The following is an 18,907-nucleotide window of genomic DNA, read 5'->3' as shown; positions in this document are numbered from 1 at the left end:
GTCCGGTCGCGGTTCAGGCGGCGACGATCGCCTCGAACTCCCGCCGGGCCGGGCCCTCGACGGCGTCGTCGGTGACGGTCCGGCCGTCGAGGAACCCGGTCACACGGCGCACCACGTCGCGGTCGCCGAGCAGCTGGGCGGGTGTGATGAGCAGGTGCGCCATCCGGCCGAGCGCGCGGGCGACGACCTCGTCCCGCCCGGCCAGCACCTCCATGCCGGCCATGAAGCGGGCGAACGGGTCGTCGGACACCGGCGGCGGCTGGCCGCGCAGCCCGGCCGCCATCCGCCGCAGACCGGCGGTGTCGGCGGTGACCTGGGTGCGGTACCACACGCCGAGGTTGCGGGCGGTCCACGCCTCGAACGCGTCGGTGAACGCCGCCGAGCCCGGGTCACCGGCCGTGTCCAGGGTGCGGGCGAGCTGCTGGGCGTGCAGGAACGCGATCGAGACGCCCCGGCCGTACGTCGGGTTCGTCTGGAGGGCGGCGTCGCCGAGCAGGACCAGCCCGGCCAGCGCCGGCCCGTCGTCGTCGTGCATCCGCTGCCAGCGGTTGGCGATGCCGGACATGGTGCGCACCGGCCCCTGGGGTACGCCCCGGCGGGCCCAGCGGTGGGTGTGCGGCACCGCGGCGATGAACCGGTCCCACGTGGCCGGGCGGCGCAGGGCGTGACGCAGCTCGTCCTGGTCGGACAGCGTCACCGACAGCGAGAACGTGCCGTTGTCGGCCGGGAACGCGAGCGTGGCGGCGTACCCGAGGCTCATCGCGAGCGGCCGATCAAGCGGCGGCAGCTCGGCGCCGGGCCGCAGCCGGTAGTGCCGGGTCAGGTAGACGAACCCGCACGGATGCACCAGCGCGGGCGGGCGGCGCACGTCGATCGAGTCGAGCAGCCGGGCGTGCCGTCCGGCGGCGTCCACGACGAGGTCGGCGGACACCACCTCGCCGGAGTCGAGCCGGACGCCGTCCACCGTCGGCACGCCGCCGTCCGGGCTCCCGGTGACCAGCGCGCGGGCGGTCGCACCGGGTCGCAGACGTACGGTCGGTTCGCGTCCGACGGCGCGGCGCAGCACCGCCTCGTGCATCAGCCGCCGCGCGGCGAGCGCGAACTCGTCGGCCGGCGGCGGCCCGGTGTGCAGGCGGCTGACCGGCACCCGCACCGCGCCGGCCGCGACGAGGTCGTCCAGGACGTCCGGCGCCTCCTCGGCCAGCACCCGGCACGACCGGGCCAGGAACTTGTGCGAGTGCCGTCCCTGCGGCAGGCCCGGCCGGTGCCAGTCGGTGAACCACCGGTCCGCGCCCGCGCCGTCCGGCGGCGCGGCGGCGTCGCGTTCCAGCAGCGTCACCTCGTGGCCCCGGCGGGCGCAGAACAACGCGGCGGCCAGGCCCGCCATGCCGGCCCCGACGACGGCGATCCGGCTCACGTCAGCGGCGGATGTTGGTGAAGAACCGGATCGCGGTACGCCGCAGCGCCGGCTCGGACCACTGCGGCGGCTCGACCGGCTCGGGAGCGCGGCCGAGGACGGTGGTGAGGGCGTCGCGCAGCGCCCGTTCCGGGTCGTCGGGCCGGGACAGGGCCCGCCACACCACGTAGCCGTCCGGCCGGACCAGGACGGCGGTGTCCGGGCCGAGGTCGTATCGGCGTGCCGCCTCGCCGGTGTGGTCGGTCAGGTCGGCGCCGAAGGCGTACACCGGCAGTGGCACGCCCAGCGCGGCGGCCTGCTTCTCGGCGGCGGCCCGCCACGGCGTGCCGGGCGAGCCGAGCAGCAGCACGTGGTCGCGGCCGAACAGGTCAAGCAGCGAGATCTCCCGGTCGCCGTGCCGGACCGGCACGTGCGGCGCGCGGCTGCCCGGCCGGGCCTGCGCCAGCTCCGGGTCCTCCAGCAGGTCGCCGTCGTCGTCGGGCTCGGTGCCGACGAACGGCGAGTGGACCCGGTAGCCCAGGTGCTCCCAGACCGGGCTCACCTCCTCGGCGAACTGCAACGTCTTGAGCTGCGGCGCCATCCGCTCGGAGAGGCGGTGCAGCTGCCGGTTGGCGGTCGACTCCCCCACCGGCCGCCGCTCGGCGTCGTAGCCGGTGAGCAGGTTCGGCCCGGCGTATCCGACGACGACGGCGGCGATGCGCCAGGCGATGTCGTAGCCGTCCTGGATCGCGGTGGCGCCGCCCAGGCCGCCGGTCTGCGGCATGACGTGCGCGCTGTCGCCGGCCAGGAACACCCGGCCCTCGCGCATCCGGTCGGCCACCCGGTGGGCGATGACGAACGTGGACTGGTCGGTGATGGTGACCTCCAGGTCCGGCTCCACCATGGCCTTGCGGACCAGCTCCACGCAGCGCTCGTCGGTGAAGTCGTCGTCGCTCTCGCCGCGCTCGATGAAGTAGTTGATGCCGAGCAGGTGGGCACCGGAGACGCCGAACACCTCGCGGGCGTTCTCCAGGTACGCGTACAGGCCGGTGAACTCGTCGTTCTTGAAGTACGTCAGCAGCGCCTTCCGCCCGGCCAGCAGCTCGGTCAGGTCGGCGTCGAAGAGGATGGTCCGGCACCGCCACAGCTCGCCGACGCCGTGCGTGGGCAGTTCCAGCCACTCGCGGACCGGCGCCTGCCAGCCGTCGGCGGCCACCAGGTAGTCGGCGGCCACCCGGTAGCGGCGCCCGGTGGGCAGGTCGACGAGGGTGGCCACCACGCCGTCGTCGTCCTCGTCGAAGGACTCCAGCCTGGTGGAGAAGCGCAGGTCGCCGCCGAGTTCCTCGGCGGTGCGGCGCAGGATCGCCTCGATCTTGGACTGCGGCAGGGCGCCGAAGCCGGCCGGGGTCAACCGGATCAGCCGCGACATGGTGTCGTCGTTGCCGGCCAGGAGGACCTCCGGGTTCGGATCCTTCATGTCGGTGGCGATGGTGATGTGGGCTTCGTTGACGAAGTCGATGACGTCGGCGGCGAGGATCTTCTCCTCCAGGCCGGGAATCTGGCGCAGCAACTCCATGCTGCGGTGCACGATGCCGAAGGCCTTCGGCTGCACCGAGGTGCTCGGATGGCGTTCGACGAGGGTCACCGGGACACCGCGCCAGGCCAGGAAGAGCGCCGCGGTGAGCCCGGCGTAGCCGGCGCCGACGACGATGACCCGGGTCCGGTGTTCGATCGCATCCTCAGACATGGGTTAGGACTACCACGAGTGTCCGGACCGGCAGTAGAGCGCAGATAGCAGATACGCCCATAGACTCCTCGCCATGTCGTACACGGAGATCCCGGCCTCCATCGGTCAGCGGCTGATGTGGTTCCTGGCGCACTACCGAGCCGAGACGGCGTCGGTCAACTGCCCGGCCGGCTTCCGCATCCGCGGGCCGCTCGACCCCGGCAAGCTGGCCGGCACCGTCGACGTCCTGATGCGGCGGCACGAAGCGCTGCGCACCACACTGCACCGGCGCGGGCGCGACCTGGTGCAGCGCGTCCACGAGCCCGGCCCGACCCGCGTCGAGTGGACCGAGCTGCCGGCCGGCGCGGAGGCGGAGGTCCAGCGGCAGTACGCCGAGGAACTGCGCGCCCCGATCGCCGTCGAGCAGGCCCCGGTGCGCTGGCACGCCTGGCGGATCGGCGCCGACGACCACGTGCTCTGCGCCAACATGCACCACCTGGTCTCCGACGCCTGGTCCTGCGGGGTGCTGATCAACGACGTGATCGCGCTGCTCGGTGACGGCGCGCCACCCGCGCCGGTCGGCTGGCAGTACCGGCAGTTCTCCGCCTGGCAGCACGAGCAGAGCGCCTCCGGGCAGCTGCGCGCCGACCACGACTACTGGGCCGCCAAGCTCGACGGGATGCGGGTGCCCGACCTGCCCGCGCGGCGCCCCGGGCAGGGCGCGCCGCGCCCCGGGCTGGCGCTGCACGAGTTCGGCGACGCGGACGCGGCGGCGCTGCGCGCGTTCGCCAAGGCCGAGCGGACCACGCTGTTCCCGGTGATGCTGGGCCTCTACTACCTGCTGCTGCACACCGAGACCGGCGCCGACGATCTGGCGGTGGCCTCGCTGTTCGCCAACCGCACCCGGCCGGAGGTGCAGCTGACCGTCGGCTTCTTCGCCAACATGCTGGTGCTGCGCACCCGGCTGGCCGACGGCGGCTCGTTCCGCGACCTGCTCGCCGCGACCCGCCGTACCGTCCTGGACGCCGTCGTGCACCAGGGCGTGCCGTACCAGACGGTGCCGGTGCCGGCGCTGCGCGAGGCCGGCGGCCGGGTCAACGACGTGGTCTTCCAGATGCTGCCGGACCGGGCGCCGGACTCCTGGTCGCCGACGGCCGTGCGCAACGGGCTGGAGATCGACACGTTCCGGCCCAGCCAGGGACTGAGCCGCTTCGGCCTGAGCCTGACCGTCATCCCCCGCGCCGACCGGTTCGACGCCCGGCTGTCCTACGCCGAGGACCAGTTCGAGCCGGCCTGGGCGCAGGACTTCGTCCGCCGCTACGCGGAGCTGGCCGGGCGCGTCCTGGCCGACCCGGATGCGCCGCTGCGCCGCCTGGTCGCCGCCGCCGGCCGCTGAGCCGCCGCCCGCCGCTGAGCCCTCGGCCGCGCCGCCGGGCGCACGGTCGCGGCGTCAGGCGCGCTCCGGGGGCCGTCGGGCGCGGTCCCGGGCCGACCGCCGACACGGGACGGGCCGGCCCTCGTCGAGGGCCGGCCCGGTCGATCGGTACGTCTCAGGCGCTCGCCGCCTGCTTACGCGGCTCGGCCACGACAGTCGCCCCCTCGGACGGGGTGAGCAGCACGTGCGAGGTCTTCTGCGCCTCCGGACCGGCGCCGTCGGGGCGGCGCAGGTCCATCCGCTTGATCACCTCGGGGATGACCGCCTTCATCTCGATCATGGCGAACTGCGCGCCCAGGCAGTGCCGCCGGCCGCCGCCGAACGGCAGGAACGCCGACTTCGGCACGTCCTCGCCGAGGAACCGGTCCGGCCGGAACTCCTCCGGCGACTCGAACGACTCCTCCCGGCCGTGCAGCAGCGGCACCGACGGCGCCACCCACCAGCCGCCCGGCACGGTGTAGCCGCCGATCTCCAGCGGGCCGGACAGCGCCCGGGGCATCACCGGCACGATCGGCCGGGTCCGCATGGTCTCCTTGATGACTGCTTCCAGGTACGTCTCGTCGCCGTCCTTGGTCTCCTCCAGCAGTCGCCGGTAGACGTCGGGGTGACGGACGAGCCGCTCGAAGACCCAGGCCATCGCCGCGGCGGTCGTCTCGTATCCCGCCTCCAGCAGCGTCATGAGCGCGTCGCGCAGCTCCAGGTCGGTCATCGGCGTGCCCTGGTCGTCCGCGGCACGCAGCAGCTGGGACATGATGTCCTTGCGCTCGGCGTTGTCCGGCTCGGCCCGCCGCCGCCGGATCTCGTCGTAGAGGATCGCGTCGCAGTCCGCGCGCGCCTGGGTGAACCGGGCCGCCGCGCTGCCCGGGATCTTGCGGAAGATCGGCTCGATGCCGGCCCACGCCGAGCGGGACAGCACGAACGCCAGCGTCTCCATGCTGGACGCCGACGCGGTCAGCCGGGGCAGCATCTCCCGCAGCTGGGCGACCCGTTCGAGGTCGCGGATGCCGAACACGACGCGCAGGAGCACGTCCAGCGCGATGGTCTGCATCTTGGGCCGGACCGGGAACGGGGTGCCGACCGGCCAGGTGGCGACCGACTCGACCGCGATGCGGCGGATCTCCTCCTGGTAACTCTGCAGGTAGCGGGTGTGGAACGCGGACCCGATCATCTTGCGCTGCCGCAGCCACTCGTCGCCGTCGAGCACCAGGATCGAGTAGTCGCCCACCATCCGCTGCAGGAAGTCCTGCCGGGTACGGCCGGCGTTGCCGACGCTGCGGTCGGTGGCGAACACCTGGCGGGCGAGGTCCGGGTTCGCGACGTACACGATCGGCGGCATGCCGATCAGCGACACCGTGAAGATGTCGCCGTACTTGCGGTGGTTCTGGTCGAGGTAGTCGATCGGACCCCGGACGAACGACGCGGTCTGTACGAACCGCGGCGCGTTCGACCCCGGTGGAGTCTTCGAGGTGGTCGACCTGGTCGGAGCGGAAGTCATGCCAGTCTCCCCTGTGGGCAGGCGACGATCGCCACGGATGCACGCGTGGACGCTGCGGCGGCCGCCCCGTAACGAGGCCCGTTGCCCGCCCGGAGCACGCTCGCGGTGTCCCCGGCAGCGTCGCCCGCCGCGCCGCCGCCGCACAAGCGTTCAGGACGCCGCGCAACTGCGACCGGTCCGCAGTCGACCGGCCGGGCGGTACGGTGCCACGACCGTACCCAGCCCGTGCGGCCGGCGCAGTCGGCGCGGGTGCGGCCGGGAGGTGCGATGGAGGAACTGGCCACGGTGAGCGCGACCGCGTTGCTGCGCGCCCTCGACGCCGGCGCCGTGTCCAGCGCCGACCTGGTCCGGGCCCACCTGGACCGGATCGAGCGGCTCAACCCGGCGGTAAACGCGGTGGTGGCGGTGGACCGGGACCGGGCGCTCGCGGCGGCGGCAGCCGCCGACCGGGCACGCGCCGCCGGGGAGCCCCGCGGCCCGCTGCACGGCCTGCCGATGACGGTGAAGGACGTGTTCGAGACCGCCGGTCTGGTGACCACCGCGGGCGCGCCCGAGCTGGCCGGGCACCGGCCGGACCGCGACGCGGAGGCGGTCGCCCGGCTGCGGGCCGCCGGCGCCGTCGTGGTCGGCAAGACGAACGTGCCGCCGTACGCGGGCGACTTCCAGACCGACAACCCGGTGTACGGGCTGACCCGTAACCCGTGGGATCCCGGGCGCACCGCCGGCGGGTCCTCGGGCGGCTCCGCCGCCGCGCTCGCGGCCGGCCTCACCCCGCTGGAACTGGGCAGCGACATCGCCGGGTCGATCCGGCTGCCGAGCCACTTCTGCGGCGTGTACGGCCACCTGCCGACCTTCTCGGCGGTGCCGACGCGGGGGCACATCCCCGGGCCGCCCGGCACGCTCGGTGCGTCGCCGCTGGGCGCTGTCGGCCCGATGGCCCGGCACCCGGCCGACCTCGACCTGGCGCTGGGCGTGCTGGTGGGCGGCGACGCGGGCGGCGTACCGGGCGGGACGCTGCCCCCGGCGCCCCCGGCGACGCGGCGGATCAGCGGCTGCCGGATCGCGGTCTGGCTGGACAACCCGCTGATGCGCACCGACCGGGAGACGCTGCGGGTGCTCCGGGAGTTCGTGGCGCGTCTGGCCGGCGCGGGCGCGCTCGTCGAGGACCGGCTCCGGCCGCCCCGGCCGTTCTACGAGTCGTACGAGATCTACCTGGAACTGCTGCTGGGTGTGCTCAGCACCGACTTCTCCGACGCCGACTTCGCCAAGCTGGCCCGGATCGCCCGCCGGGCGCGCCCCGACGACGACCGCCCGGTGGTGCGGCTCGCCCGGGGCCTCGCCCAGCCGTACCGGGCCTGGCACCGCAGCGCCGAGCGGCAGGCGCGGTCGGCCGCCGCGTGGCAGGCGGTCTTCGAGCGGGTGGACCTGGTGATCACCCCGTCCGCGCCGCTTCCGGCGTACCCGCACCAGACCGACGCTCCCCCGCTGGCCCGGCAGCTCACAGTGGACGGCCGGCCGGCGCCGTACGCCGGGCAGCTGGTGTGGGCGAGCCTGGCGAGCCTGGCCCGGCTGCCCGCCACCGCCGTGCCGGTGGGCCGTACCGCGGCCGGGCTGCCGGTCGGGGTGCAGGTGATCGGGCCGCGCTGGGGTGACCGGGGCACGCTGGCCTTCGCCGCGGCGGTGCACGAGCTGACCGGCGGCTACACGGCCCCGCCCGGCTACTGAGCCGGACGGCCGCCGTCCGCGCGGCGGACCTGGTCGCCCACCTCGACGACCGCGTACCAGCAGACGCTGCACGCGGCGCGGGCGCTGCCGTGGGCCTGCCGGAGGCGCTCGTGCGACTCGGCCCCCGGGGTGGAGCCGGCCGGCCACCGGGCCGCCACCTCGACGAGGTCGCGGGCCGCGTCGAGCACCGCGGCGAGCGCGTCGCCGAGCGGGTCGGCGCGCGGTCCGACCAGGTCGGCGACGGCGGACAGCAGCGCGTCGGCCCGTTCCACGGGGACGGTACGCGCGGCCGGGGCGGCGTCGGTGGCCGGCCGCCGGCCGTTGGCGACGGTCAGCTTGGTGCCGTTGGTCCGCGCGCCCGCCGGTTCGCCGGTCATGCCGTCACCGCGGCGCCGGGGCGGTCCCGGTCGTGAGCCCGTCCCGCCGGGACCGTCCACCGGCCGGGGGGCCGGTGGTGCCGGACGCCGCCCACGTCGATCTCCACCGGCACCGGGGACTCCACCGTCACCTCCGTGCCCACGTCGACGGTGAGCGGGCCGTGCGGCGTCGGCACCGCCCCGCGCGCCCAGTCCAGGTCACCCAGGCGCGGTGCGACCCGGGCCCGGGCGAAGCCGGGTGCCGCCGGGCCCGCGCCGAGCGTGTACAGCGGCAGGTCCCGGCTCGGCGTGGCGGACCAGCCGTGGCAGAGCGAGCCGCCCGACCAGGTCTCCGGCCAGGTGTCCGTCTCCTCCGTCAGCAGCGCCCGCCAGTCCCGGCACAGCCGGGCCACGTGCTCCGCGCCGCCGAGCGCGGCGACCGCGTCGTGCACCACGTACCGGAAGAACGGTTGTGCCGCGACCACCTGGCGGTCCACGTCCCAGTCCGGCTGCGGCGGGCCCATCGCGGCCCGCAGCGGCATGACGCCGAAGGACCACGCGCTGGTCACCCGGTCCTCCCGCGCCAGCAGGAACCGCAGCACCGCGGCCCGCGAAGCGGCCGGAACGAGGCCGCCGACGACTGCCGCCGCGGCGGCGTGGTCGCTGAGGCCGGGAGCGGCCACGCCGTCGCGCGCCCAGTCCCGGTAGCCGCCACGCGCGGGGTCGAAGAAGATCCGGTACGCCTCGGCGAGGCGGCGGTGCTGCGCGCGCGCCCAGCGGGTCCGGCCGTGGTCGCCGAGCCACGCGGCCATCTCGGCGAAGTCGGTCAGCGCACGCCCCCACAGCCCGTTGAGCACCGCGCCGGCGCCGCGTCCCTGCACGCTGGCCCAGTCCAGCAGCACCCAGCCGGTGACGTCGGTGAGCAGCCCGTCGCGGGCGAACTCGGCGAACCAGCGCAGCACGCCCTCGGCCACCGGCAGCAGCGCGGCCACCTCGTCCCGGTCGCCGGCCCACCACCACAGGTTGCGTACCGACCGGATCCAGTGCAGCGACCAGTCCGGGATGGTGGTGGTGGCGCGGTGCTCGAAGTCGCAGGCCACCGCCATCGGCAGCAGCCCGTCCGGGCCGGGGACGGCGGCCAGGCGCGGATGCCAGCGGGCCAGCCGCCAGTCCGGGTTGGTGACCAGGTCGACGGCCTGGTGCACCACCGAGTCGCCGGTCCAGGCCCGCTGCTCCCGGGTCGGGCAGTCGATGTACGCGTCCTGCGCGGTCAGGTCGACGGTCCGCAGGCCGACCCGGTGGATCTCGTCCAGCAGCGGGTCGCTGCACGTGAAGAACGGGCCGGCCGGTCGGGGGCGCAGCCGTTCGGTCACGGTGACGGCGTCCACCGTGACCCGGCCGGACCCGGTCAGGCGCAGCACCGCGTACCGGCCGCCGCCCGGGTCGGCGGTCTCGAACATGTCGGCGTGCCCGCGCAGCGTGTAGGAGAACGCGGCGCTCGACGGTGCCGGCGCGCCCTCGCCGTCCAGGCGTTCGCCGAGCGAACCGTCGGCGACCACGCCGGCCGGGCCGGTCAGCCGCAGCGCGAGCGTGCCGGCGACGACCCGGCCGAAGTCGGCGGTGAGCACCTCCGGCGACCCGGCGTCCAGGTCGACCGTCAGGGGTAGCGTCACCGGCTCACCGGGCATGCCGGGCCGGTGCCGCCGCAGCTCTGCCGGGATCCTCGGCGTCACGGCCGGCGGCGCGGTGACACGCGGCGGCATCGGCCCGTACGGGTCGGTGGGCGGGACCGCCCGGCCGATGCCCCCGAGGTGCAGGGCGGTGACCACGCGGGGCGCCGACCAGCCCTCGTCCGGGTGGCCGGGCCGCAGCCAGTCCGGGTCGAGCCGGCGGCCGTCGAGCACCTCCGGGCGGGCCTGGCCGAGACCGGACGGGCGCTGGCGCGTCCACGCGTCACTCACCCGGCAGCGCCAGGTCCGGTCGGTGCCGAGGACGCCGCCGGGCAGGTCGACCTCGGCGACGAGCACCCCGGCGCCGTGGCTGAACGTCGGCACCGCCGGCATCCACCAGGCGGTCGGTTCGCCGTAGAAGCGCACCAGCACCCCGACGACGTTGACGCCGGGACGCAGCGCGGGGGCCACGTCGACGGTGTCGTGGAGCAAACGGCGGGGATGGCTGCGGGCCGGGCCGCGGGCCAGCTCCACCCCGTTGACCCACAGCACGTACCGGGAGTCGGCGGTGATCCGCATGGGCGCCCGCCCGGGCACCCGGTCGAGTGTGAACTCGCGCCGGAACAGCACCCGCCGGTCGTGGACCCGCTCGTCGACCTCCGGGATGCTCTGGAACTCGCCGGTGCGGCGGATGCCGGTGTCCTGGCACCAGATCCACCTGCCGGTCCACGGCCGGCGCCCGTCCGTCGTCACATCATCCATGGGTCCGGCACCGGCACGCCGAGCAGCGCCCGGCCCACGCGGGTCTCGTGGTACTCGGAGAAGTAGCCGTGGTGGCTGCCGGCGTTGATGTCGCGCCAGCAGCGTTGCAGCGGCGACCGGTTGTAGAGGGCGCTGCCCCCGGCCAGCCGGAAGATCGAGTCGACGGCGGCGGTCCCGGCGCGCATGGCGTTGCCGGTGGCCAGCCGGACCGCGACCCGGTCGTCCATCGTCATCTCGTCGCCGGCGAGCGTACGGTCCCACGCCCGGCCCAGCGTGTCCTGCACGTACGCGTGCGCGGAGCGCAGCTGCCCCTCGGCCCGCGCGACGGTCAGCTGGACCGACTGTTCCTCGGCCAGCGGCCGGCTGCCCCGCGACTTGTGCGGGGCCACGGTGACGAACTCGTCGATCGCGCGCCGGGCGATGCCCAGCGGGAAGCCGGCGAACAGCACGCCCATGAGTGCGAAGAAGGACCAGCGGAAGATGGTCCCGTCCAGCTTGGCCGACTCGAAGATCGGGTTCGCGGTGTACTCCGGCGGCACCCGTACGCCGCTCATGCGCACGTCGTTGCTGCCGGTGCCGCGCAGCCCGGCGACGTCCCAGGTGTCGAGCACCTCGACGTCCGCGGCCGGGACGAAGACCAGCCGCCAGTCGGGGCGCCCGGGCGGGACGACGGCCGGCTTGTCGCCGTCCATCACCATCACGCCGTTGGCGAACCAGGAGGCGTTGCGGCAGCCGCTGTTGAACGGCCAGCGGCCGTCCACGACCAGCCCGCCGCCCGGATCCGGCGTCGCCTTGCCCAGCGGCGCGAACACGGTGGCGATGGCGCGCGGCCGGTCGGCCAGCACCGAGCGGGCGACGTCCGGCTCCAGCCAGGCGACGAAGAACGTGGCGTTGAGGCTGAGGATGGTGAAGCCGACCGAGCCGTCCGCGCGGGACAGCTCGGTGATGACGTCCACCACGGCCATCGGGTCGAGTTCGAGGCCGCCGAACGCCTGCGGCAGCATCAGGTCGATCAGCCCGGCCCGGGAGATCCGGTCCAGCAGATCGGGGGGTACGCAGCCGAGGCGTTCGCCTTCGGCGGCCCGGTCCGCGATCGTCGGCGCCAGTTCCCGGGCCGCCTTGAGGGCGTCGATCGTCACGGGGGTGGTCGAGGTCATTTGACGTTCCTCCACATTCGACACGCGTGCGGATCGGCCGTCGCCGGGTCAGTCTGCCAACGCCGGTACGGCCGGAACAACGATGTGCGCCGGCACAGCGGCCGGCTGGGTGCGGCCGAGCGGCGCGACCGCCTCGGCCAGCGCCGCGAACAGCTCGAACCGGCGCTCGTCGGCGTCCGCGCCCAGGTCCACGACCGCCACGTCGACGCCGAGTTCCGCGAGGTCCTGGAACCGCCGGTGCGCCGCCCGCGGGTCGGCCACGTCCTCGGCGCGCAGCGCGCCGAACGTGGTCCGCAGGATGTCGTCGTAGGGGCGGCCGGCCTGCTCGCAGTTGCGCCGCAGCAGGTCCAGCTTGAGCCGCAGCATCGGCAGCCCGCCCGCCTCGAACAGGTTGCAGGCGTCGGCGTAGCGGGCGACGAGCCGCAGCACCCGCCGCTCGTGCGCGCCGCCGACCAGGATCGGCGGGCGGCGCAGCGGCGGCGGGCACAGCCGGGGCCGGTCGAGCCGGTAGTGCTCGCCGGCGAACGGGGCGGTGTCGCCGTCCCACACCTGCCGGGTCAGCCGCAGGATCTCCTCCAGCCGGGCGAAGCGCTCCGGCCACGAACCGACCGGGATGCCCATGTCCCGCTGCTCCCGCTCGTGCCAGGGCGGCCCGATGCCGAGCCAGGCCCGCCCGCCGCTGAGCACGTCCAGCGTGGCGACGGTCTTGAGCAGCACGCCCGGGTGCCGGTACGTCGCCGAGGTGGTGAGCGTGCCCAGCTCGATCCGGCTGGTCCGGGCCGCGACGAACGCCAGCGCCGTCCAGGACTCCGGCACCGGGTCGTCCTCGCCGCCGAACATGGGGATCTGGAACAGGTGGTCGTTGAGCCAGAGGCTCGCCGCGCCGGCCCGTTCGGCCCGTACGGCGAACGCGGCCAGCCGTTCGCCCAGCGCCGCCGTCCCGCCGGGGCCGGTGAAGTCGCCGACGAACACTCCCATCCGCATCCTGGTGCTCCCTCCACTGCGGTCCGGCCGGGTACGTGTGTGCCAGTCAGCAGCGCTGCAGGATCGAGGCGGTGCCCTGCGAGCCGCCGCAGCACATGGTGATCAGGGCCAGCTCCGTGCCGGTGCGTTCCAGCTCGTGCAGCGCGGTGGTGACCAGCCGGGCGCCGGTGGCGCCCATCGGGTGCCCGAGCGCGATGGCCCCGCCGTTGACGTTGACCCGGTCCAGGTCCGCGCCGAGGCGCCCGGCCCAGGACAGCACCACTGCGGCGAACGCCTCGTTCACCTCGTACCTGTCGATGTCGCCGAGGCTCATCCCGGCCCGGGCGAGGATCCGGCCGGTGGCCTCCACCGGGCCGTCGAGCAGGTAGTACGGGTCGGCGCCGGTCACCACCTGGTGGGTCAGCCGGGCGCGGGCCGGCAGGCCGAGCGCCCGGGCCCGGCCGGCCGACATCCACAGCACCGCCGCGGCGCCGTCGGAGACCTGCGAGGTGGTGCCGGCGGTGTGCAGGCCGCCGTCGACAGTGGGGCGCAGCGCGGCCAGCCCTTCCGGGGTGGAGGCGCGCAGCCCTTCGTCGACTGCGACCGGTGGGCCGCCGGGCACCGGCACCGGCACGACCTCGCGGTCGAAGTGCCCGGCGGCCCAGGCCGCGGCGGCCCGCCGCTGCGAGCGCAGGCCGTACGCGTCCAGCTCGTCCCGGGTCAGCCCCTGGCGCGCGGCGATCCGCTCCGCCCCGCCGAACTGCAGCCGGGGCGGGTCGTCCCACGGGTAGTCCTCGGTGCGGAAGTCGGCCGCACCGGTGAAGTTGCTGCCCACCGGCACCCGGCTCATCGACTCCACCCCGCAGGCGATGCCGACGTCGATGGCCCCGGCGTGGATGAGCGCTGCGACCAGGTGGTTTGCCTGCTGGGCCGAGCCGCAGCTCACGTCCACCGTGGTCGCCGCGACCCGGTGGTCCAGTCCGGTGGACAGCCACGCGTTGCGGGTCACGTTGAGGCCCTGCTCGCCGACCTGGGTCACGCAGCCGCCGATGATCTGGTCGACGTCCGCGGGTGCGACGCCGGTGCGCTCCAGCACGGCCAGCAGCACGTGGCGCAGCAGGACCGCGGCGTGCACGCCGCTGAGCGCGCCCCGGCGGCGGCCGATCGGGGTGCGGACCGCCTCGACGACGACCGGGTCGCGGTCGGACGGGGTCACCGGGGCACCAACCGCACCGGCAGGCTGGTCCGGCCGCGCAGCACCAGGCTGCGGGTCAGCACCGGCTCCCCGGCCGGCTCCACCCGGATCGCGGCGGCGAACAGCTCGTGCAGCACCGCCGCGACCTCGGCGGTGGCCAGCCGCGCCCCGAGGCAGAAGTGCGGGCCCGCGCCGAAGCCGACGTGGTCGTTGGGGCGGCGGTCCGGCCGGAACTCGTCCGGCTGGTCGAACCGGCGGCCGTCGCGGTTGGCCGCGCCCCAGACGAGCAGCACCCGGGCGTCGGCGGGCAGCGTACGGCCGTGCAGCTCCACCGGCTCGCGGGTGCCCCGCCACAGCGCCTGCACCGGGGTGTCGTAGCGGATCGCCTCGTCCACGGCGGTCGGCACCAGGCCCGGGTCGTCGCGGATGCGGTCCTGCAACCCGGGGAAACGCAGCAGCGCGGCCATCAGGTTGGTCAGCAGGTTCGTGGTGGTCTCGATGCCGGCGACGAGCAGGAACGCGCAGAACGCCAGCAGCTCCTGCTCGGACACCCCGGCGGAACGGGCGGTGGCGATCGCGTCGAACAGGTTCGCCCGGCCGGGCGTGGCGCGGCGGAGCTGACGGCTGAAGTAGCGGAACATCTCGATCCCCCGGCCCACCCGGGGCGGCCCGGACGCCTGGTCGAGGTCCTTGGTGATGACAGTGGACCAGTCCCGGAACTCCTCGTGCATGTCCGCCGGCACGCCGAGCAGGTCGGCGAGCACGAGCACCGGCAGCGGCTCGGCCAGGTCGGTGAAGAAGTCCCCGCACCCGGCCTCGCTGCGTTCCCGCAGCACCCGTACGCGCTCGCGGGCCAGCGCGCGGATCCGGGGCGTCGCCGCGGTCACCGAGGCGGGGGTGAAGGCGCCGGCCACGGCGCGCCGGAAGATCTGGTGCTCGGGCGGATCGGTGGCGATGAGCACCCGCACCGATGGCGCGCCGATGCGGTAGCTGACGCCGGTCTGCGGGCCGCCGGCGACCGCGAAGTCCGGGCTCATGCCGATCTTCGAGGAGAACCGGGCCGGGTCGCGGGCGATGGCCACCACGTCGTCGTACCGGGTCACCATCCACACGTCGTACTCGGGCAGGTAGCTGACCGGGTCGTGGTCGCGCAGCCGCGCGTAGGCCGGGTACGGGTCGGCCAGGACGGCGGGGTCGAACGGGTCGAACAGTCGCGCCGACTCCCGTGCGCTCGCGGTCATCCGCAGCCTCCCGCCGTGTCGGTGTCGTACGCCCCGATCCGCCGGGCCGCGCCGGCCGGGGCGGGCCGCCGCACCGGGGTGGGGTGTTCCAGCTCGGCGACGAAGTCGTCCACCCGGTCCAGGCCCCAGAACCGGTGTCGGCCGATCCGGAAGTACGGGATGCCGAAGATGTCGTCGTGGTACGCCTGCTCCAGGCAGTCGACCGCCTCGGCCCGGATCAGCGGGTCGTCGGTGGCCCGGGCCGCCGGTCCGGGGTCGAGCCCGGCCTCCCGGGCGATGCGCTCGACCGCCTCGACGGTGCAGATGTCCTCGCCGCGCTCCCAGCGGGCCGCGCACGCCGCCTCGTAGAACTGCCGGGCCCGGCCGGCGCGGCGGGCAGCCAGCCAGGCCAGGTGCGGCAGCTCCCACCACGGGTCGTCGTCGATCGGCCAGCGCATCGGCACGCCGACGCGGGCCGCCTGCCGTTTCGTGTCGTGCAGGATGTAGAGGTGCTTCGCCTTGCTCATCGGGGCGTAGTGCAGCTCCGCGCCACGCTCCCGCAGCGCCGCCTCGGTGACCGCGTCCGGGTTCCAGAACGGCACGAAGGTGACCCGGTCGTCCAGGTCCGGTACCCGCCGGCGCAGGACGGTGATCGCCAGCCAGCTGAACGGGCTGCGGAAGGAGAAGTGCACGCGCGGCTGTGTCCTCGGTGTCATCGGGCCGGCCTCTCCGCGTCGGTGCCGTACCTGGCGAACCGGTCGATCGACCGGCCGAGCCGGTGGGCGTGCCGCCGGTGGCAGAAGTGGTCGTAGTCGGGTTCGCAGGCGAGCAGGCCCAGCGGCAGCCGGTCGGTGAGCGCCCGCAGGTGGTCCCGGTTGAGCCCGGGGTCGCGTTCACCGCCGACCACCAGCACCGGGATCTCCACCGTCTGCACCGGCAGGTGGCCGCTGGCCAGGTACTGCTCGAAGACCGCCAGGAACGCGCTCGGGCCGGTGCGCTCCCACGCCCGTTCGAGCATCGACTCGAGGATGTCGGGTTCCAGTGACGTCTTGCGGGCGGTCAGCCGCGAGCGCAGCCCGTCGCTGATCTGGCGCTGGAAGATCCGCCGCGACCTGTCGAACGCGCGCCAGGTCACCGGCGCGTCGTGCGGCCGGTAGAACGGCGTGGTCAGCACCGCCGAGCGGGCCGGCGGCTGCGGGCTGGTGGCCAGCAGCTCCAGGATCGCGTTGGCGCCGAAGGAGTGCCCGACCAGGACGGTCGGTGGCGCGGGCAGCTTCGACAGCCCGGCCGCCACCCACTCCCCCGGCCGCCCGGCGTACCGCCAGGAGTAGTCGTTGCCGGCGTGCCAGGGCACGCACATCGCCAGCGTCCGCCACTGCGGGCCGAGGCTGCGGGCGAGCGCGGTCCAGCCCCGGCAGTCGTCCTCCATGCCGTGCACGAACACCGCGACCGGGCCGTCGCCGTCGGCCGCAGTGGCGTCCCGATCGTCGGCGGTGAGGCCGTGCAGTCGCGGTGGGATCATCGCCGGCTCCGGCCCCGGACCACCGCGGCGCCGACGCCGCCCTCCGGCGTCCGCGCCACGAGCAGCGCGTACGCGCCGTCGCGGCCCGGGTCGGCGCGGTGCCGGGCGAGCACCGCGGCCAGTTCCCAGGCCCCGGTCGCCGCCTGGCAGTCCCCTACCACGTCGTCGACGTGCAGCCGTTCGGCCGGCGAGCGCCCGCCGAGCCCGTCGTCCACCGCCGACCAGACCTCGGCGTCGTCGCGCGCGTCGCCGCGCCGGCCGCAGGCGACAGTGGTCACGTCCGCGCCGTCCACGCCGGCCTCGGCCAGCGTCGCCCGGACGAGTGCGGAGAGCGCGGCGGGCCGGGACTGGCCGGCCGGGCAGAAGCCGACCCGCACGGCGAGGACGGCGCCGTCGGCCGGCCCGTCCGGTTCGCGGCGCAACACGAACGCGGCGCCGCCCTCCCCGGCGACGGTCCCGCCGGTGCGCCGCACGGTCCAGGCGGCGTGCGGGGTGAACTCCTCCACCGTGGCGGCGAGCAGCACGTCCGCACGGCCCCGCCGGAACAGGTTCGCGCTGTAGCGCAGCCCGGTCAGGAAGGCCAGCGGTCCTCCGGCGACGGTGGCGTTCGGGCCGTGCAGCTTGTACCAGATGGCCGACTGACCGGCCGCGCAGTTCATCACGGTGTTCGGGAACAGCGCCGGGTTCACCAGGTACGGCGGCTGCTGGGTGAACGTCTCCGCGGCGTAGTCCACGCTCGACTTGACGCTGCCGGCGGTGGTGCCGGTGACGATGCCGATCCGGTCCCGGTTGTCGTCGGTCACCACCAGCCCGGCGTCCTCGATCGCGCGGCCGCAGGCGACCACGGTCAGCGAGGTGCGCCGGTCGAAGAAGGCGGTGCCGCGGCGGCGCAGGTGCGCCTTGACGTCGAAGCCGACCAGGGCGTACGCCCGCGCGTCCGGTAGTTCGTCGGCGTACATGCCGGTGACCGGCACCGGCTGCGGCGCGGCGCCGAGCGCCGTGGCGAGCGCCTCCGGGCCGTCCGCGGCCGGGCCCACGACGCCCCAGCCGGCGATCGTCAACGCGGTCACGACGGCGCCCCGAGCAGGACGATGGCGTTGTTGCCGCCGAACGCGAAGCCGTTGTTCTGAGCCACCCGTACCGGCGCCGGGCGGGCCCGGTTCGGGATCGGGTCGAGCCACGACATGGCCGGGTCCGGCGACGCCCAGTTCACCGTCGGCGGCAGGAACCCCCGGGCGATGGCGACGGCGGACGCGATCGCGCCGAACGCGCTCGCCGCGCCCATGGTGTGGCCGAGCATCGACTTGATCGAGCTGACCGGCGGCACCTTCCCGTCGAACGCCTCGAACAGCGCCTCCGCCTCGGTGGCGTCGTTGGCGGCGGTGCCGGTGCCGTGCGCGCAGACGTAGTCGACGTCCGACGGGCTGATCCCCGCGTTGTCGAAGGCCAGGCGCATGCACGCGGCGATGGTGGCCGCGTTCGGCGCGACCATGTGGCTGGCGTCGCAGTTCAGCGCGTAGCCGAGCACCTCGGCGTAGGGCCGGGCACCACGCGCGGCGGCGTGGTCGGCGGACTCCAGCACCAGCATCGCGCCTCCCTCCGCGGTGACCATGCCGGAGCGGTTCAGGTCGAACGGCGCGCAGGCGGTCTCGGCGACGGCACCGAGCCGCACGAACCCGGCGTGCGCCCACCGGCACACCGAGTCGGCGCCGCCGGTGAGCATCACCTCGGCGTCGCCCGCGGCGATCGCGTCGTACGCGTAGCCGATGGCGTAGTTGCTCGCCGAGCAGGCGGTCGCCAGCGTCACCGACTCACCCGTCACGCCCAGCTCCTCGTTCACGGCGAAGGCCAGCCGCCCGGCCGGCAACCCCGCCAGCAGCGCCGGATCCACGGCGGCGAACCCGGCGTCGACCACCCGCCGGCCGAACTCCTCGGTCAGCTTCGACTCACCGCTGGTGGTGCCGACCACCACGCCGACCCGGTCCGGTGCCAGCGCACCGGCGTCGAGCGCCGCGTCCAGGCCGGCGTCACGCACCGCGAGCCGGGCCGCGGCGGCCGCGAACAGGGACGAGCGGCCCCACGCCGCGACGTCGAGCCGGCGCAGCAGGTCCGCCGGGACGAAGTCGCGGACCTCACCGGCCATGGTGCGCGGGAAGCCGGTGGTGTCGAAGCTGCGGATCGGCCCGACACCCACGCGCCCCTCGCGCAGCCCCTGCTCGAAGGCGCGGGCCCCGATGCCGATGTTGGAGACCGGCCCGACGCCGGTGATCACGACACGGTTCATC

Annotated in this window: 15 protein-coding genes; 2 read left to right on the top strand and 13 right to left on the bottom strand. The window is 75.1% G+C overall.

Going from position 1 to position 18,907, the window contains the following annotated elements; genetic code table 11:
• Positions 1–13: 13 nt before the first annotated feature.
• Positions 14–1,417 carry an FAD-dependent oxidoreductase gene (locus O7546_RS11680; RefSeq protein WP_269696769.1) on the bottom strand — a complete coding sequence of 468 codons (1,404 nt, stop codon included), beginning with the start codon at positions 1,415–1,417 and terminating at the stop codon, positions 14–16.
• Position 1,418: 1 nt separating this feature from the next.
• Complete coding sequence (locus O7546_RS11675) at positions 1,419–3,143, bottom strand: FAD-dependent oxidoreductase (protein WP_269696768.1); 1,725 nt, start codon at positions 3,141–3,143, stop codon at positions 1,419–1,421.
• A 73-nt stretch (positions 3,144–3,216) separates the two neighbouring features.
• Between O7546_RS11675 and O7546_RS11670 the strand changes: the two genes are divergently transcribed.
• Positions 3,217–4,518, top strand: coding sequence for a condensation domain-containing protein (locus tag O7546_RS11670; protein WP_281600904.1), 1,302 nt, complete (start codon positions 3,217–3,219; stop codon positions 4,516–4,518).
• 154 nt (positions 4,519–4,672) lie between these two features.
• Here the strand turns inward: O7546_RS11670 and O7546_RS11665 are convergent, their stop codons facing one another.
• Entirely contained in the window at positions 4,673–6,052 is a 1,380-nt protein-coding gene (locus O7546_RS11665; protein WP_194800066.1) for a cytochrome P450, read from the bottom strand.
• 267 nt (positions 6,053–6,319) lie between these two features.
• On the opposite strand from O7546_RS11665, the gene O7546_RS11660 reads away from it, so the two are divergent.
• Complete coding sequence (locus O7546_RS11660; RefSeq protein ID WP_194800065.1) at positions 6,320–7,777, top strand: amidase; 1,458 nt, start codon at positions 6,320–6,322, stop codon at positions 7,775–7,777.
• Here the strand turns inward: O7546_RS11660 and O7546_RS11655 are convergent.
• From O7546_RS11655 to O7546_RS11610, 10 genes are read right to left on the bottom strand one after another with little or no spacing between them, the layout of a single operon-like run.
• Positions 7,771–8,154: a hypothetical protein gene (locus O7546_RS11655; protein ID WP_194800064.1), complete on the bottom strand. Its 384-nt coding sequence runs from the start codon at positions 8,152–8,154 to the stop codon at positions 7,771–7,773. The two genes, O7546_RS11660 and O7546_RS11655, sit on opposite strands and share 7 nt — an antisense overlap.
• Positions 8,151–10,565 carry an alpha-L-rhamnosidase gene (locus O7546_RS11650; protein WP_194800063.1) on the bottom strand — a complete coding sequence of 805 codons (2,415 nt, stop codon included), beginning with the start codon at positions 10,563–10,565 and terminating at the stop codon, positions 8,151–8,153. Before O7546_RS11650 ends, O7546_RS11655 begins: the two co-directional genes overlap by 4 nt.
• Positions 10,553–11,722 (bottom strand): acyl-CoA dehydrogenase family protein, encoded by a 1,170-nt coding sequence (locus O7546_RS11645; protein WP_135239713.1) that lies wholly within the window; start codon positions 11,720–11,722, stop codon positions 10,553–10,555. The genes O7546_RS11650 and O7546_RS11645 overlap by 13 nt, the downstream gene beginning before the upstream one ends.
• Positions 11,723–11,770: 48 nt before the next feature.
• Positions 11,771–12,706 (bottom strand): TIGR03560 family F420-dependent LLM class oxidoreductase, encoded by a 936-nt coding sequence (locus O7546_RS11640; protein WP_269696765.1) that lies wholly within the window; start codon positions 12,704–12,706, stop codon positions 11,771–11,773.
• A 46-nt stretch (positions 12,707–12,752) separates the two neighbouring features.
• Positions 12,753–13,901, bottom strand: a complete 1,149-nt coding sequence (locus O7546_RS11635) for a steroid 3-ketoacyl-CoA thiolase (RefSeq protein WP_281600903.1) — start codon at positions 13,899–13,901, stop codon at positions 12,753–12,755.
• Positions 13,898–15,121, bottom strand: coding sequence for a cytochrome P450 (locus O7546_RS11630; RefSeq protein ID WP_135239710.1), 1,224 nt, complete (start codon positions 15,119–15,121; stop codon positions 13,898–13,900). Before O7546_RS11630 ends, O7546_RS11635 begins: the two co-directional genes overlap by 4 nt.
• Positions 15,118–15,816 carry a DsbA family protein gene (locus O7546_RS11625; protein ID WP_194800060.1) on the bottom strand — a complete coding sequence of 233 codons (699 nt, stop codon included), beginning with the start codon at positions 15,814–15,816 and terminating at the stop codon, positions 15,118–15,120. Before O7546_RS11625 ends, O7546_RS11630 begins: the two co-directional genes overlap by 4 nt.
• Positions 15,813–16,622: an alpha/beta hydrolase gene (locus O7546_RS11620; RefSeq protein ID WP_135239708.1), complete on the bottom strand. Its 810-nt coding sequence runs from the start codon at positions 16,620–16,622 to the stop codon at positions 15,813–15,815. Before O7546_RS11620 ends, O7546_RS11625 begins: the two co-directional genes overlap by 4 nt.
• A complete protein-coding gene (locus tag O7546_RS11615; protein WP_269696762.1) occupies positions 16,619–17,692 on the bottom strand; it encodes a beta-ketoacyl synthase N-terminal-like domain-containing protein in 1,074 nt (357 codons plus the stop codon). Before O7546_RS11615 ends, O7546_RS11620 begins: the two co-directional genes overlap by 4 nt.
• Positions 17,689–18,906, bottom strand: coding sequence for a beta-ketoacyl-[acyl-carrier-protein] synthase family protein (locus O7546_RS11610; protein ID WP_194800058.1), 1,218 nt, complete (start codon positions 18,904–18,906; stop codon positions 17,689–17,691). Before O7546_RS11610 ends, O7546_RS11615 begins: the two co-directional genes overlap by 4 nt.
• Between the last annotated feature and the right edge of the window lies 1 nt (position 18,907).

Source organism: Micromonospora sp. WMMA1976 (assembly GCF_027497335.1).
GTDB lineage: Bacteria > Actinomycetota > Actinomycetes > Mycobacteriales > Micromonosporaceae > Micromonospora > Micromonospora aurantiaca.
Note: the sequence above shows the minus strand (reverse complement) of the source record. Positions and strands in the feature narration are given on the sequence as shown.